11 protein-coding genes and 1 tRNA gene are annotated in these 16812 nt (G+C 43.1%); 4 read left to right on the top strand and 8 right to left on the bottom strand.

Annotation, left to right across the window (positions count from 1 at the left end; genetic code table 11):
* Nucleotides 1-18: 18 nt before the first annotated feature.
* Together HYN49_RS05420 and HYN49_RS05415 are read right to left on the bottom strand one after the other, a co-directional pair.
* Nucleotides 19-3084: a TAT-variant-translocated molybdopterin oxidoreductase gene (locus HYN49_RS05420; RefSeq protein WP_108903171.1), complete on the bottom strand. Its 3066-nt coding sequence runs from the start codon at nucleotides 3082-3084 to the stop codon at nucleotides 19-21.
* A gap of 54 nt (nucleotides 3085-3138) precedes the next feature.
* Nucleotides 3139-4482 (bottom strand): c-type cytochrome, encoded by a 1344-nt coding sequence (locus HYN49_RS05415; protein WP_108903170.1) that lies wholly within the window; start codon nucleotides 4480-4482, stop codon nucleotides 3139-3141.
* A 218-nt stretch (nucleotides 4483-4700) separates the two neighbouring features.
* On the opposite strand from HYN49_RS05415, the gene HYN49_RS05410 reads away from it, so the two are divergent.
* Nucleotides 4701-5090 carry an SPOR domain-containing protein gene (locus HYN49_RS05410; RefSeq protein WP_108904966.1) on the top strand — a complete coding sequence of 130 codons (390 nt, stop codon included), beginning with the start codon at nucleotides 4701-4703 and terminating at the stop codon, nucleotides 5088-5090.
* A gap of 125 nt (nucleotides 5091-5215) precedes the next feature.
* On the opposite strand, the gene infB is transcribed toward HYN49_RS05410, so the two are convergent.
* The 3 genes from infB to rimP are packed head-to-tail and all read right to left on the bottom strand — an operon-like array spanning nucleotide 5216 to nucleotide 9741.
* Nucleotides 5216-7975 (bottom strand): translation initiation factor IF-2, encoded by a 2760-nt coding sequence (gene infB, locus HYN49_RS05405; protein WP_108903169.1) that lies wholly within the window; start codon nucleotides 7973-7975, stop codon nucleotides 5216-5218.
* Between the two features lie 43 nt (nucleotides 7976-8018).
* On the bottom strand, nucleotides 8019-9263 hold the full coding sequence (nusA, locus tag HYN49_RS05400) for a transcription termination factor NusA (protein WP_108903168.1): 1245 nt from the start codon (nucleotides 9261-9263) through the stop codon (nucleotides 8019-8021).
* Nucleotides 9264-9273: 10 nt separating this feature from the next.
* Nucleotides 9274-9741 carry a ribosome assembly cofactor RimP gene (rimP, locus tag HYN49_RS05395; protein WP_108904965.1) on the bottom strand — a complete coding sequence of 156 codons (468 nt, stop codon included), beginning with the start codon at nucleotides 9739-9741 and terminating at the stop codon, nucleotides 9274-9276.
* Nucleotides 9742-9915: 174 nt separating this feature from the next.
* Between rimP and HYN49_RS05390 the strand changes: the two genes are divergently transcribed.
* A complete protein-coding gene (locus HYN49_RS05390) occupies nucleotides 9916-10740 on the top strand; it encodes a universal stress protein (protein WP_108903167.1) in 825 nt (274 codons plus the stop codon).
* 114 nt (nucleotides 10741-10854) lie between these two features.
* On the opposite strand, the gene HYN49_RS05385 is transcribed toward HYN49_RS05390, so the two are convergent.
* Nucleotides 10855-10925: transfer RNA gene (locus tag HYN49_RS05385), tRNA-Gln, on the bottom strand.
* 235 nt (nucleotides 10926-11160) lie between these two features.
* Here HYN49_RS05385 and HYN49_RS05380 point away from each other — a divergent pair.
* Together HYN49_RS05380 and HYN49_RS05375 are read left to right on the top strand one after the other, a co-directional pair.
* Nucleotides 11161-14466 (top strand): glycosyltransferase family 117 protein, encoded by a 3306-nt coding sequence (locus HYN49_RS05380; RefSeq protein WP_108903166.1) that lies wholly within the window; start codon nucleotides 11161-11163, stop codon nucleotides 14464-14466.
* Nucleotides 14467-15150, top strand: coding sequence for a polysaccharide deacetylase family protein (locus HYN49_RS05375; RefSeq protein WP_317045872.1), 684 nt, complete (start codon nucleotides 14467-14469; stop codon nucleotides 15148-15150).
* Here the strand turns inward: HYN49_RS05375 and HYN49_RS05370 are convergent.
* Together HYN49_RS05370 and HYN49_RS05365 are read right to left on the bottom strand one after the other, a co-directional pair.
* Nucleotides 15147-15443, bottom strand: coding sequence for a thioredoxin family protein (locus tag HYN49_RS05370; protein WP_108370100.1), 297 nt, complete (start codon nucleotides 15441-15443; stop codon nucleotides 15147-15149). The two genes, HYN49_RS05375 and HYN49_RS05370, sit on opposite strands and share 4 nt — an antisense overlap.
* Before the next feature lie 48 nt (nucleotides 15444-15491).
* Entirely contained in the window at nucleotides 15492-16724 is a 1233-nt protein-coding gene (locus tag HYN49_RS05365; RefSeq protein ID WP_108903165.1) for a metallophosphoesterase, read from the bottom strand.
* Nucleotides 16725-16812: the final 88 nt, after the last annotated feature.

Genomic DNA, 16812 nt, shown 5'->3' with positions numbered 1-16812 from the left:
TCTGATTAATTAATTCGATTAGGTATTTCTGACTTTTACATGGTAAAACACATTCGGTTTTGTCCCTACGTGCTCTAACAGGTGGTACATTCTGTCATCTTGTGCCAATTCGGCTACCTTGCTTTCTTTATTGTTTACGTCACCGAAAATCATTGCTCCTGATGAACAGGCTGCTGAACAGGCGGTTTCGAATTCATCTTTCTTCACTTCCCTTCCTTCACGTTTGGCGGTCAGGATGGTCAGTTGGGTTTTCTGGATACACATAGAGCATTTTTCCATCACCCCACGTGAACGTACGTTTACATCAGGATTCAATACCATACGACCCATATCATTGTTCATATGGTAATCGAATTCATTGTTATTGGCATACAGGAACCAGTTGAAACGACGTACTTTGTAAGGGCAGTTGTTTGCACAATACCTGGTACCAACGCAACGGTTGTAAGCCATATGGTTTTGTCCCTGGCGTGAGTGTGAAGTAGCAGCTACCGGACAAACAGTCTCACAAGGAGCGTGGTTACAGTGCTGGCACATTACCGGTTGGAAAGCTACCTGAGGATTCTCAGCGTATGCATTTTCCATTTCACTGAAACCGCCTAATGAACCTTTTTCACCAAATAAACCATCGAATTCTTCTTTCTTGATATCGTCTTTCGCAAAAGTCTCTTCCGAAGAATAATATCTGTCGATACGCAGCCAATGCATATCACGGCTTCTCCTCATTTCAGATTTCCCAACTACAGGAACATTGTTCTCAGCGTGGCAAGCGATAACGCAGGCGCCACAACCTGTACAGGCATTTAAGTCGATTGAAAGATTGAAGTGGTGTCCCACAGAGTGGTCGAAAGGCTCCCATAAATCCACCGATGTAGCAGGGACTTCTTTGTGATCCAATGACACCATTGGTTGCTCGTTCCACACTTCCGCTTCTTCAGAACTGAAGATTTTCAGCGTGGTTTCCTTGATGATATCCCCACGCCCCATTAAGGTTTTGTGCAGCTGTATGCACGCAAATTCGTGTGAACCGCCAGATTTTGAAATCTTAACCGGCTGGACATCATTAAAATTATTATATAAGGTATAAGCATTAACGCCTACCTGCATTTCTTCTTTAAGTGAAGCCGTTTTACCATAACCAAGCGCTACACCTACGGTACCTTGCGCCTGACCAGGCTGGATGATTACCGGAACATTTTCCAGTTTCACTCCATTAACTTCCAGAGTCACATAGCTACCGTTAAGTCCGCCATTGGCCACATTGTAATTTTCAAGCTCCCACGCTTTAGCGTCTTTTGCAGAAACAGTTACGTAATTATCCCATGAAACCCTTGTAATCGGATCCGGGAATTCCTGCAACCATGGGTTATTGGCCTGCTGGCCGTCTCCCATTCCGGTTTTGGTATAAAGCACCAATTCTGTTCCGCCTCCTTTAGCCTGTGAAAGTGCCGACGCTGCCGCAGAAGCATCAACTGAAGCAGCACTCATCGGAGTAACTGCTGCAGCAAATACACCGTCATGTAACACCTGGTTCCATGAAGAGCCCGAAGTGTAAGCCGCCGAATTTGCCTTTACATAGCTGTAGAAACTTCCTGTATTTCCTGTCCAGGACAATAAAGCTTCCTGGAATTGTTTGGTTTGTGGGAATAATGGACGAATGGTTGGTTGTGTCAAAGCGTAGCTTCCTTTTACCAAACTCAAGTCATTCCATGATTCAAGATAATGTGTCGTTCCGATAGCCACTTTGGACACCATTGCAGTTTCATCGTCTTTTAAAGAAAAAGTTACTGAAAGTGGCATTTTCTTCACGGCTTCACCGAATACCTTACCATTAGGCAAAGTATACACTGGATTCACGCCGCTCATGATCAATGCCTGCACTTTTCCGCCAATAACATCGCTCACCAATTGCGCCATTTTTTCGTTGGAACCTTTTCTGATCTGTCTTGCACCGGCAGACAGGAAAGCCTCGCTGGCCAGCCTGCTGTTGATTGCCAAAACAAGCAATTGTGCATTTTTATCCTGGATTCCTGAAACCAAAAGCCCTTTAGATCCTGATGATTTCAATTGTTGCGCGGCTTTATCAACTCCGGCTTTCACTTTTGCGTCCAGGTTTACAGAAGCCCCTCCGCCAACGACAACATTATATATGTGTACCAGCGCCTGCTTTTGTTGTGCAGTCGTCATTGGAATTCTTGTATCTGCAGCAGCGCCGGATAAAGTCATATTTGACTCCATCTGGAAATGCTTGGACATTTTATTATTTGCAGGAATTCTTCCTTTTGCATACCCAGAATCATAACCGCCTCCTTGCCAATCCCCTAAGAAATCCGCGCCGACAGAAACGATTGTACCCGCTTTTGAAAAGTCATAATCCACCAACGCCCTTTCTCCGTAAGCCATTTCATAAGCATCCAAAGCCGCCGACGAAGAAACCGCATCATACACAACATGCTTAGCTGTTGGGTTTTGCGCAATGAATTCAGAAATCAGTTTTTCAGTAGAAGGACTCGCCAATGTTCCGGTAAGCAATACGATTTGCCCACCATTTGCTTTAGCAGCGGCTAGGCCTTTTCTTACTTCAGCATCAGCATCAGTCCAGGAAGCATCTTTACCGGCCACCTTAGGCTGCTTCAGACGCATATTATCATACAAAGACAAAATGGAAGCGTGAACCCTGGCATTGGCAGAGAATTTAGCACCGGCAATCGTATTGTTTTCAATTTTAATCGGACGGCCTTCTCTTGTTTTTACAAGGATGTTGGCGAAATCAAATCCATCGAAAACAGACGTTGCGTAGAAGTTCGCAACACCCGGAATAATCTGTTCCGGCTGCACCACATAAGGAATCGATTTAACTACCGGACCCTCACAAGCGGCAAGCGATGCTGCTGCAGTTGAAAATCCTACGTACTTTAAGAAATCACGACGGGTGGTGGAAGAAGAAGACAGTGCTTCTTTATCTCCAAGAAACTCATCTGTTGGGATGGCTTCGATGAATTCGTTATTCCTTAACGCCTCAACAATAGAACTATTTTCGTTTAGTTCTTCAACACTTTTCCAGTATTTTTTGTTTGATGACATCTTATATAAATATTAGCTTCTTAAATTATTTTTGTTCTTCCGGTCCGTTACGGATTAATAGTGGCATTTACCGCATTCAAGTCCACCCATTTGGGCAGCCGTCAGCTTATCAACGCCATATCTTTTGGAAAGTTCTTCGTGGATCTTTTTGTAATAGTCATTACCTTCCATCTTCACCTCAGTTTCGCGGTGACAGTTGATACACCAACCCATAGTTAATGGAGCAAATTGTTTCTGCACTTCATAAGTCTGAACCGGGCCGTGGCATTTCTGGCATTCTACCCCAGCAACAGTAACGTGCTGCGAGTGGTTGAAGTAAGCAAAATCAGGTAGGTTATGGATGCGTGTCCATTTTACAGGATGGGATTTACCTGTATATTTCTGGGTTGTTTTATCCCAGCCCACTGCATCATATAATTTTTGGATTTCGCCAGTATAGAATTCTTTAGAATAATCGTAAATAGAATCCTTATCACCCTGGAATTCAGAGATGTTTTTATGGCAATTCATACAAACATTCAAAGAAGGGATTCCCGCATTCTTACTGACCCTTGCCGAAGAGTGGCAATATTTACAATCAATACCGTTATCACCGGCGTGAATCTTGTGCGAATAATGGATTGGCTGAACCGGCTGGTAATCCTGATCAACGCCCACCTGCATCAGGAAGCCGTATACATAATAACCACTGGCAAGCAAAAGAAAAATAGCCGTAACCAAAACAAGGAACTGGTTTTTGGCATATGCTTTCCAGATTGAAATCCTCGGTTCTTTTTCAGGATAGGTAACACCGTTTGCCGCAGCGATTCTCTTCAGCGTACGGTTTACAAGAACAAGCATTACGACAAGAACAGCCAGGACAATTATCAAGATCCCAAGAATCAGCGTGTTTGACATACCACCAGAAGCAGCTTCAGTTCCCGGAGGCAATGTAGATCCAGTTTTCTCAGCAACCGGAGCAGGCTGAGAAGTATACGCGATAATATTATCAATATCAGTAGTCGACAATTGAGGGAAAGGCGTCATTACCGATTTGTTATTTTCTTCAAACAACTTTACAGCAGCAGCATCCCCAGATTTGATCATCTCAGAGCTGTTGTGAATCCATTTATAAAGCCACTCTTTGTCGTGCCTTTCCGCAACATTCCTCAAAGCAGGACCCGTCATTTTAGCATCAAGCTTGTGACATGCAGCACAGTTTGCATTAAACAAGCCCTTCCCCGCAGCAGGATCACCAGCAGCAGCCGGAGCCGCAGCGCCAGTTGCCGGAGCAGCCGTAGTAGTAGCCATCGGAGCAGCAGGATCTTGAGCAAAAGAAGTGAAGGAAAAAGCCAGCAGAATCGCCAAACTGTAAAATAAATTTTTCGAAATCGAATTATGGTTACCCACCTTTTTCATATTTTAGATGATTATCGACTAATGATGATGTAACCTTTTTCCCTGATTCTCAACGAAAAAGCAGAATACACCCTTTTTAAACCTGCACAAAAATACAATTTATGAACCATTCTCAAAACCTTAAATATATCTTAATATCCAATTTATACCAATTCTAAATAATTTGCGGAGCCGTTGTATTGCTGGAAATATTACATTTGTTTAAAAAACATACACTTATGAAAAAAATGAATCAGATAAAGGCATTGTCGACTATTGGCATTTTAATTTTATCTGCTGTTCCGATGTTTTCACAGGAACCAAAAACGACCATCAGCCAAGACCCTAAATTCGAAACTCTGCTAAAAGAAAAACGCAGGATCAACTCTTCCATTACCGTAAACGATCGTTATAAAATCCAGATTTATACCGGTGACAGTGAAAGTTCGAAAAAATCACTGGCCGACTTTAAGAAGAAATTCAAAAACTTTGACGCTACCATCATTTTCAACACGCCTTTCTATAAAGTTTGGGCAGGGAATTTCAAGACACGCATCGAAGCCGAACGCAGCCTGAATGAGATTAAGGCGGAGTATCCGAACGCGCTTTTGATAAAGCCGAATAAGTAGTTGCTGAGTTGATGAGCAAAATTAAAGTTTTGACTATTGAAAATAAAAAAGCGCCCATAATTTGGACGCTTTTTTATTTTATAGACTGAAAAACTAAGATGCTCAGCAACTCAGTGACTCAGCAACTACTTCAACTTTTTCTTAACGGCAACTTCCTGGAATGCCTCAATAATATCAAGCTGCTCGATATCATTGTAACCTTTCACCTGGATTCCGCAATCGTAGCCTTTTGAGACTTCTTTCACATCGTCCTTGAAACGCTTCAGGGCCGTAAGCTCCCCGGTGTGTACCACCACGCCCTCGCGGATGATACGGATTCGGGAGTTCCTGAATATTTTTCCATCGGTAACCATACAACCTGCAATAGACCCCACTTTTGAGATTTTGAAAATCTCCCTGATTTCTGCAGTTCCGGTAATTTCTTCCTTCATTTCAGGAGAAAGCATCCCTTCCATGGCGTCTTTCAAGTCATCGATGGCATCATAGATGATTGAGTAATTACGGATATCGATTTCCTCTTTATCGGCCAACTGCCTTGCATTTCCGGCAGGGCGCACGTTAAATCCGATAATGATCGCATCTGAAGCAGAAGCCAGCATAACATCAGTTTCAGTAATCGCACCTACTCCTTTGTGAATGATATTGATCTGGATTTCTTCCGTCGATAATTTTGAGAATGAGTCAGAAAGCGCTTCCACAGAACCATCAACGTCCCCTTTAAGGATAATGTTAAGTTCTTTAAACTGTCCAAGCGCGATACGCCTACCGATTTCGGCAAGTGTAATGTGCCTTTGTGTACGGACGGATTGCTCACGCATCAATTGCGTACGTTTTGCAGCAATCGCTTTGGCTTCCCTTTCATCTTCAAAAACATTGAATTTATCACCAGCTGTCGCAGCACCATCCAAACCAAGTACCGATACCGGCGTTGAAGGCCCTGCTTCTTTAACAATGTGTCCGCGCTCATCGTGCATCGCCTTGATTTTTCCATGGTGTTTTCCGGCAAGCATGTAATCTCCGACTTTCAATGTCCCGTCCTGAACCAGGATTGTGGAAACATATCCTTTACCTTTATCAAGGAAAGCTTCTACCACGGTCCCTGAAGCAGGTTTGTCCGGGTTGGCTTTCAGGTCAAGGATTTCAGCTTCGAGCAATACTTTTTCCAATAAATCCTTTACACCCGTCCCGACTTTAGCCGAAATATCGTGTGACTGGATTTTTCCGCCCCAGTCTTCCACCAAAAGATTCATCCCGGCAAGCCTTTCCTTGATTTTTTCAGGATTGGCATTTGGCTTATCCACTTTGTTGATGGCGAAGATAATAGGCACATTTGCAGCTTGTGCGTGGCTGATGGCTTCTTTGGTTTGCGGCATGATATCGTCGTCTGCAGCCACTACGATAATAGCAATATCGGTTACCTGGGCACCACGCGCACGCATGGCGGTAAACGCCTCGTGACCCGGTGTATCAAGGAATGCGATTTTTTGTCCGTTATCCAAAGTCACTCCATAAGCACCGATGTGCTGCGTAATCCCTCCGGACTCCCCGGCGATTACGTTTTCCTTACGGATATAATCGAGAAGCGAAGTCTTACCGTGATCGACGTGACCCATTACGGTTACAATCGGCGCCCTGTTGACAAGGTCTTCTTCGCGGTCTTCAACCACTTTAATGTTTTCTTCAAGATCCGTTGTGATGAATTCCACATCAAAACCGAATTCATCCGCAACAATTGTCAGCGTTTCCGCATCAAGGCGCTGGTTCATGGTAACCATGATTCCAAGTGACATACAGGTTCCGATTACTTTTGTAATTGGCACATCCATCATGGTGGCCACCTCGCCTACGGTAACGAACTCAGTAACCTTAATGGTTTTACTGCCTTCGTCGATAGCCCTTTGCTCGTCGTCTGATTTCTGGCGGTGTGTTTCCCTTTTATCCCTCCTGTATTTCGCTGCTTTGGATTTTCCGCCTTTGCCCTGAAGCTTTTCAAGTGTTTCACGGATCTGGTTTTTAACCTCTTCCTCTGTCGGCTCAACTTTAGCTACTATAGCAGGACGGTTGCCCGGTTTATTGAAAGCAGGTTTTCCACCCGGCCCTCTGTTGGCATTATTCCCGGCATTGTTGGTATTGTTTCCGCCCGGCGTTCCGGGTTTTGGAGCAATACGCTTGCGTTTATTCTTATTTTGACCCGCAGCTCCGGCAGCATTTGCACCCGGATTATTGGGCGTAATCTTTAGATCTTCTTTTTTCTTTTTAGGCTTGTCAAATTGCGACAAATCTATCGTCTGCCCTGTAAAGGTAGCCCCTGAAAGTTGCACGTACTGTGTCGTAATAGCCTCATCCTGTGCAGGCGCAGCTGCTTCGGTAGTCGTCGGCTTTTCAGGAGTAACAACCGGAGGAGCAACAGCAACAGGCGTTTCAGCCTGAACAATTTCAGGTTTTGCAGGTTCCGTTTTAACTGGTTCCGTTTTAACCGGCTCCGCAGCTTTTGGCTCAGGAACTGCAGGTTTTTTTGGATTGAGGTCGATGCTACCGACAGTTTTCGGGCCTGTCACTACTGCTTTGGCCTTAATCACTTCCTGCTGGCTTTTCAGGCGCTCTTCGTCATGTTTGCGCTTTTCTTCAATCTCACGCTCCCTTTCGATGCGCAACGCTTCTTTTTCTTTCCTTTTTTCTTCGCCCACTTCTTTCGAAGCTTCCTTATTCCCCCTGTCGCCTGCAAATTGGTCCTGCAGGATGCCGAATTCTCTTTCGGAAATCTTGGCGTTCGGATTTGCATCGATGGCAATCCCCTTATCTTTAAGATAATCAACGGCCCTTTCCAAGGAAATATTCAGCTCCCTTAAAACCCTGTTAATTCTTATTACTCTCTCTTCAGACATAAATTGTTTTTATAATTACCTTTAGTTGTGTTGCAAAGGATTTTTAGTTGCTAAATTCTTCTTTAAGGATACGCATCACATCAAGGATGGTTTCTTCCTCAAGATCTGTTCTCCTGACAAGATCGTTTACATCCTGTTTCAGGATGCTTCTTGCGGTATCGAGGCCGATTTTTGCAAATTCCTCGATCACCCAGCTTTCGATTTCGTCTGAGAACTCTGTTAATTCTACGTCATCTTCTTCATCAGCAATGTTGCCTTCACGGATAACATCCAGCTCATAACCGGTCAGCAAACCGGCCAGCTTAATGTTGTGCCCGCCCCTTCCGATGGCTTTTGATACTTCTTCCAATTTCAAAAACACCTCAGCTCTTTTGGTTTCTTCATTGATCTTGATCGAAGATACTTTAGCAGGGCTTAATGCTCTTGTGATGTACAATTGCTGGTTTGTCGTATAGTTGATCACGTCGATATTTTCATTTCCTAATTCGCGGACGATACCGTGGATACGCGACCCTTTCATTCCGACACAGGCTCCAACAGGATCAATCCTGTCATCATATGAATCTACAGCCACTTTCGCTTTTTCACCAGGAATCCTAACCACGCTTTTCACCATGATCAAGCCGTCGAAAACTTCCGGGATTTCCTGTTCAAACAACTTCTCAAGGAATTTCTCTGACGTACGGGACATGATGATTTGCGGCTTGTTGCCTTTCAGCTCGACATTTTCTATGATGCCGCGCACGTTATCCCCTTTGCGGAAAAAGTCAGACGGAATCTGTTTTTCTTTCGGCAATACGATCTCATTTCCTTCGTCGTCAACCAAAATTACGACTCTTGGGCGAACATGGTGTACTTCAGCCGTATAAATTTCACCGATAAGGTCTTTAAACTGCTTGTAAAGATTGGTATTGTCATGCTCATGGATTTTAGAAATCAGGTTCTGGCGCAAAGCCAAAATCGCCCTTCTTCCCAAATCAATCAATTTTACTTCTTCGGAAACTTCTTCCCCGATTTCAAAGTCCGGCTCGATTTTTCTGGCCTCGGTCAATGTGATCTCCTCATTCTCCAGGTCCAGGTCGTCATCAGCAACGATTACCCTTCTCCTCCAGATTTCCATATCCCCTTTATCAGGGTTGATGATGATATCGAAATTATCATCTGAACCGAATTTCTTCTTTAATGCATTGCGGAACACATCTTCCAAAATCGCCATAAGCGTTACACGATCAATGAGCTTATCGTCTTTAAACTCTGAAAATGAATCGATTAATGCTAAATTTTCCATGCCAACTCTTTTAATTAAATGTTATTGTAACCATTGCTTCTTTTATTTCCGAATACGGAACCCGTTGTGTTTTCTGTACAGTTTCCTTTCCTTTTCCGACTTTTTTTGGCTCTCTTGCTTCCCAAGCTAAGGTAATAAATTCCTCATTCACCTCAACAAGCTCACCTTCAATACTTTCTGAAGCCGTTTTAACCTTCAGCGTTCTGCCGAGATTCTTTTTATACTGCCTGACCATCTTCAACGGCAACGAAACACCTGCTGAAGCTACCTCAAGCGAAAAATCCTGCTCTTCGCGGTCAAGGTTATGTTCTATCGCACGGCTGATGTCAATGCAGTCCTGCAAAGTGACGCCATGATCGCCATCCAGCGTGACGGTAATCTTAAAAGCATCTGAAATATTAAGGTCAATTAAAAAAACATCGGGTTTTTCGATCAATCCCTGTTCTAATAATGCCGCGACTTTTTCCCTGAATGTCATAATTTTATAAAAAGAGGGGAGCGATGCTCCCCTCATTATTTAAGTTGTAATAAATAACGGTGCAAATATAGCTATTTTTTTGTAAATCAAAATCATTGCCTTATCTAAAAATAATTCTTATCTTTAATTTGTTAAAACAATCGATTTTTTAATAATCTTCTTACACTTTTTATTATGAAAAGAATTCTCGTCCCAACCGATTTTTCTGAACACGCAAACTACGCCATGAATGTCGCGGCACAAATCGCCAAAAAAACCAATAGCGACCTTTATCTCCTCAATCTACTTGACCTTCCCACTCACATGAACGATGCCGTAAGCAGCGGTGTCAACATCCCAGAAGTGATGCTTTTCCTGAAAAAAACACAGGAAAAACTTGACCTTCTTAAAGAAAACGGCGAACTGGACGGCATACACGTGGTTACAGAAGCCCGAAGCGAAAAAGCCTTTGAAGGGATTGCCACTTACAGCAAAGAGCACAATATAGACCTTATCGTAATGGGCTCTCATGGCGCCTCGGGATTTGACAATAATACCATCGGATCGATTACGGAAAAAACCGTCCGCACTTCCGACGTTCCGGTGCTGGTTGTAAAAAATGACACGCCGAACTTTAAAGCTGATAATTTTGTTTTTGCTTCGGATTTTTCAGCAGAAATTAAAAAGCCTTTCCAGAAACTTGTGGATTTTGCCAATATTTTCGACGCAGACCTTAACCTTGTAATGATCAATACACCTAACAGTTTCAGGTCGACTACAGAAGCTGAAAAAGTCATGAATGATTTCATCAGAGACTTTACCATCAGCAGGCATTCACTGCACATCTACAACGATTATAACGTAGAAAAAGGCATCCTGAATTATGCCAATAAGGTTGATGCCGATGTTATTGGTGTTTGCACACACGGGCGTACCGGGTTTTCACATTTCTTCAATGGAAGCATCAGCGAGGATTTGGTAAGCCATGCGGCAAGGCCTGTGATAACTTTCAAAATATGATATAAAAAACAAATTCCAAATTCCAGCTTTAACAATGGAATTTGGAATTTTTATTTTTAGGAATCAACAATAATAAAAACAAAAAAGCCTCCCTTTTCAAGGAGGCTTTTTCTGTTGGTCTACTAGGACTCGAACCTAGAAAGGCTGCACCAAAAACAGCTGTGTTACCATTACACCATAGACCAGCTTGCATATTGCGAGTGCAAATTTAGCACAAAAATCAAACCCTCCAAATTTTTGAACAAAAAAATACAATTATTTTATTCTGCAACGGCTTATATTATGCCCTGCAAAGCCATAAAAAACACGCTTTTACCAAATAATCAATCTATTAATGAAAAAATTGTTAATGCCCGCTGCATTCCGTAAAAAAACATTTTCTTTGTATCACAAAATTCAAAACTGAAACATACGAGATTTATGGCGGCATTCAACTTCAAAAAATGGAATACGATTACCGGATGGTGCGTATTCGCAATCGCTTTAATCACTTACACCTTAACGGTCGAGCCGACAATGAGTTTCTGGGATTGCGGGGAGTACATCCCGACCGCAGCGAAACTCGAAGTGGGCCACCCGCCGGGAGCGCCATTGTTCCAGATGTTGGGCGCGTTTTTCGCGATGTTCGCTTTTGGAAATGATAAGCTGATTGCACTGATGGTCAATATGATGTCGGTATTTTCGAGTGCTTTTACAATTCTTTTTATGTTTTGGTCGTCATCAATAATCCTTAAGAAAGTCGTTTCCGGTTATTCAGAATTGACTAAAACCAACCTTGTGATGATCCTTGGAAGTTCCGCTGTAGGCGCTTTGGCTTATACATTTTCGGATAGTTTCTGGTTTAATGCCGTCGAAGCCGAAGTATATGCGATGGCCATGCTGCTCATCTCCTTATTATTATGGCTCGGTCTGCGTTGGGAACAGGACATGCATACGCCCAGAGGGAATCGCTGGCTCTTGATTATTTCGTTAATTATTGGATTGTCATTTGGTGTACACTTCATGGCTTTGCTGACCATTCCTGCCATCGGATTTTTGTATTATTTCAAAAATTACGAAAAAATCACGATCAAGAGTTTTATCATTGCCAACATCGTTGTGGTGGCGATATTGCTGTTCATTTTTAAGCTTCTCCTGCCTTTAACCATGTCGTTCTTTGCAAATACGGAAGTATTTATGGTCAATGAACTCAACCTGCCTTTCAATTCCGGAACGATATTCGTTGCGTTGTTATTCATTGCTTTTTTCTATTTTGGACTACGGTACACACGCAGCAAGGGCTATGTGCAGATCAACACTGGAATCCTATGCATCTTATTCATCCTGATCGGGTTCTCCACCTGGATGATGCTGCCGATACGTGCCAATGCCAATACCGTGATCAATGAGAACAAGCCTTCGGATGCAAGGGAAGTATTAGCGTATTACAACAGGGAACAATACGGCGTGAATCCGTTATTTTACGGCCCGCAGTTTTCTGACATGTATGCCGGACTTGACAAAGATGAACCATACATCGACAAAGAGCCTAATTACGAAAGGGATTACAAAACCGGAAAATACGTCATTACCAACAACTACATCAAGGCGGAGCAAAACACTTCCAATGCACACAAAGCCATCCTGCCAAGGATGTGGAGTACGGAACACGCCGAAAACTACATGAGATTCAGCCATCCGCTGGAATTCAGGATGGACCCGAATTACGACTATTCGGAAGATTTGGCGCAATACGGCATCGATGTCGAAACTGCCGATCCTGAACAAGTGCAGGCTGCAGCCGCACAATTGCAATCGGAAGTTGAGAAAACCGTTAATGAATTCAGGGTAGCCTTCCAAAAGAAGGAAATCGATATCGAAGGCTATTCAAAATTCCTGAAAAGCTACGGGGATTACCTTATTATTGAAAAACCTTCTACGGTTGACAATTTGAGTTTTATGGTGGAATACCAGTTCGGATACATGTACTGGCGCTACCTGATGTGGAATTTCAGCGGCAGGCAAAACGACATCCAGGGAAAATATGACAATATGGACGGCAACTGGATGACCGGGATTACTCCATTTGACGAACTCCGCTTGGGCTCCCAGCAAAACCTTCCGTCCGATGTTTTAGACAATAAGGGCCGCAACCTGTATTTTGCATTGCCTTTTATCCTCGGGCTGATCGGTTTCATCTATCACGTTGGCAAAAACCTGAAAAGTTTCTATGTTTTACTGGTATTGTTCCTTTTCACAGGACTGGCGCTAAAAATCTACCTTAACGAAAGGCCTTTTGAGCCGCGTGAGAGGGATTATGCCCTGGTAGGTTCCTTTTATGTTTTTGCGATGTGGATCGGATTCGGGGTGTATTCGCTTTATGATTCTGCCAAAAAATGGCTTTCGCCGAAAATCCTTGCTCCTTTGACAATCGGAATCACCTTATTGGCGGGTCCGGTACTCATGGCCAGCCAAAACTGGGATGACCACGACCGTTCCGGAAAATATACTGCCGTTTCTATGGCAAAAGCATACCTGAATTCCTGTGAACCCAACGCTATTTTATTTACGATAGGTGACAACGATACGTTCCCGCTTTGGTATGCGCAGGAAATCGAAAAAGTACGGACTGACGTGCGCATTGTCAACACCAGCTTATTGATGACCGATTGGTACATTGACCAGATGAAATCCAAAGCTTATAATTCAGATCCGATGCCGATTTCATTTACGCACGATCAATATGTAGGCGATAAACTTGATTATATTGCTTACACAGGCCAATCGGACGTGCGCCCGGACATCAATTCATTCATAAACTTCATTGCCACAGACGATCCTACAGGCAGGAATATCATTGAATTGAAAAATGGCCAGAAGATTCATTTCTATCCCACAAATAAAATCCGCATCCCGGTTGACAAGAATAGTGTCATCGCTAATAAAGTGGTCAACCCTAAATATAATGACTCCATCGTACCTTATATTGATATCACGATCAAAGGCCAGGCCATTTATAAAAACAGGCTGATGATGCTCGATATCATCAAGAACAACAACTGGAAACGCCCGGTATATTTTACAGGCGGAAGTTTCGGCGATGATGATTACATCTGGATGAAAGATTATTTGCAGCTTGACGGCATGGTGTACAAACTCGTTCCTGTGAGGACACCTTTCAACAAGGATTCAAGCCAGCTGGATATGGGGCAGATCGATTCTGAAAAGATGTATGATATCGTCATGAAATGGGATTGGGGCAATGGGGAAAGCCCACACATTTACCATGATCCGGAAACCAGGAAAAACAGTATTTCATTCCGCACGAACCTCGCCAGGCTGATGGACCAGCTCATCCTTGAAGGCAAGACCGACAAAGCGAGGAAAGTGATTGAACTGGCCATGCAGAAAATGCCTTTCGAATATTACGGTTATTATGTCATGCTAGATTCTTTCGTAAACGGATATTATAAGATTGGCGATGCGGCCAATGCCCGGAAGCTTTCAGCAAAAATCATCAGGAAGTACCAGGAGAACCTGAACTATTACAGCAAACTGTCCATCAGTGAGCAAAATGACATCCATATGGATATCTTCAATGATATTTACAAGTACAAAGGGCAGATTGACATCATGAAGGAGAATAAGGATATGGCGCTATACGGCCCTGCGCACGACACCTTCCTGAGCTATACGAAAAGGTTTGCGAAATTGTACGAGATACACCATTTTGAAAAAGAAGAATAATTGAATTACAAACAGCAATCTTCGGGTTGCTGTTTTTTTATGCCTATGCATTTCTATTGGGTTAAGACAAATCGTTTCATTAAGAAGTTTTTTTCACGCTATGTGTGGGACATTCCCAATAGCGGCAAAACGGTCTACCTGACGTTTGATGACGGGCCTACGCCGAAAGTAACGGAATGGGTTTTGGATGTATTAAACGAACACCAGATCAAAGCCACGTTTTTCTGCATCGGCAATAACATCAGTAATAATCCCGCAATATTTAAACGGATACTTAATGAGGGCCACTCTGTAGGGAATCACACCTACAACCACCTTAAAGGCTGGAACACCGAGGATAACACCTATCTTGAGAATTTCGATTTATGCCAAAACGTGATGGCAGAAAACAATGCGCCGGACCTAAAGTTATTCCGTCCGCCTTATGGCAGGATCAAATCGGCCCAGGCTACGGAAATCCTGAAACTCGGTTATAAAATCATCATGTGGGATATCCTTACCGTAGATTACGATAAAAAGGTAACTCCTGAAAAGTGTATTGAAAATGCCACCAAAAAAACAACTTCCGGAAGCATCATCATATTTCATGACAGCATCAAGGCTTTCGGAAACCTTGAAAAAGCATTGCCTGAAACGATCCGGATATTGAAGGGAAAGGGATACCGGTTTGCCGCTTTAACTTAAAGCTGCTCCTGGACTATCCCGATGATGGTGTTTGCGTCAAGCTCCCCGGATTGCCTCCAGATCATCTCGCCATCTTTGTAAATCATCAGCGTTGGCAGTCCTTTAATCCTTAAGGCATCGGCCAGTTCCTGATTCTTGTCCACATCAATCTTAATGACTTTAGCCTTATCGCCCAAAGCGGCAGCCACATCGCGGATCACCGGATGCATGGAAACAGACTGCTCGTTCCACTCTGTATAGAAGTCAATCAGTACCGGAACCTGGGCATTTATAAGCTCACCAAATTTTGACATAAAAAAAATTTTGAGTCAATAATATACAAATGTAATATTTTTAACGAATTACGCTACTTTATTGCCTTTTTTTAGTTGTATAACGGTTATTTCAGGCCAGATCCCAACCCTTCCGGGATAGGCATGGTATCCCAAACCGCGATTTACATACACATACCGACCCGTATTTTCATACAATCCTGCCCATTGCGGGTATTTGAACTGGATTGGGCTCCATTTGATAAATCCCGGAATTTCAATCCCGAACTGCATGCCGTGCGTATGCCCGGCTAAAGTCAGCTGGAAATGTTTCGGGTGGCTTTTCACTTCAATATCCCAATGTGACGGATCGTGCGACATCAGTATCTTGAAATCCTGGTCTGTAAGCCCTTCAGAAGCTACCGCCAGATCGCCGGCTTTCTTAAAACCCTCTCCCCAGTTCTCTACGCCAACCAATGCGATTTTCTGCCCGTCTTTTTCTATAAACGTATGCCTGTTCAGCATCAGGTCAAAACCTATTTTCCCGTAAAGGGCTTTGATATCCCGGAAGTTCTCATCTTTAGCACTTTGTGAAGGCCATTCGAGGTATTCGCCATAATCATGGTTCCCTAAAACTGAATATTTTCCGTATTGGAAACCTTTGATTTTATTGAAGGTATCAATCCACGGATGCATTTCTTTGGCAAAAGTATTGACGATATCCCCTGTAAATAGCATCATATCGGCTTCCTGCTGGTTGATCAGGTCGATTGCATATTCGATTTTTTCCTTATTGTCGAAACTGCCGCTGTGCACGTCGGAAATCTGTATAATCCTGAAGCCGTCGAAAGCATCTGGCAAATCCGGAAAATACACATTCTGTTTCAGCACCTTAAAATTATATTTCCCTTCAAAAATGCCGTAAATCAATGACGCAAAAGGAATGGCCGCCAATGCCAGCCCCACCTGGCTGATGAACCTGCGCCGCGAAGGAATGTATGCCACATCCGGATCGTTGTTCACAAAATAATTGATCCCTCCGGCTGCCAGTCGGAACAGGTCTTCGCCAAACATCACAAACGTCAGTAAAATCTTAGGAATGTAAACGACAAGGAAAAGCCCGATCGTAAAAAGTGTCTGCTTATTCTGCCCTACCGAACGGTCGAATTGTGAAAAGGAGTACAGGATGAAAATCAGAACCAGCAGGCTTACGATAGCATAGCCACACAATACCCAACGGATTTTGGTAATGGTGCGGAAAGCCTGGAAAGCGTAAATTTCTATAGCAAGGAAGATCACTATAGCAATAATCCAACGAATCATTTTTAAAAGTTTTTACAAATTAACAAAGAATGCCTTTCTGAAATTTTTTTATTACATAATTTTTAACGCAAAAAAAACCGGCAGAATG

It is taken from the genome of Flavobacterium pallidum, assembly GCF_003097535.1.
GTDB lineage: Bacteria > Bacteroidota > Bacteroidia > Flavobacteriales > Flavobacteriaceae > Flavobacterium > Flavobacterium pallidum.
The sequence above is the reverse complement of the archived record's forward strand: the minus strand, read 5'-3'. Positions and strand labels throughout refer to the sequence as shown.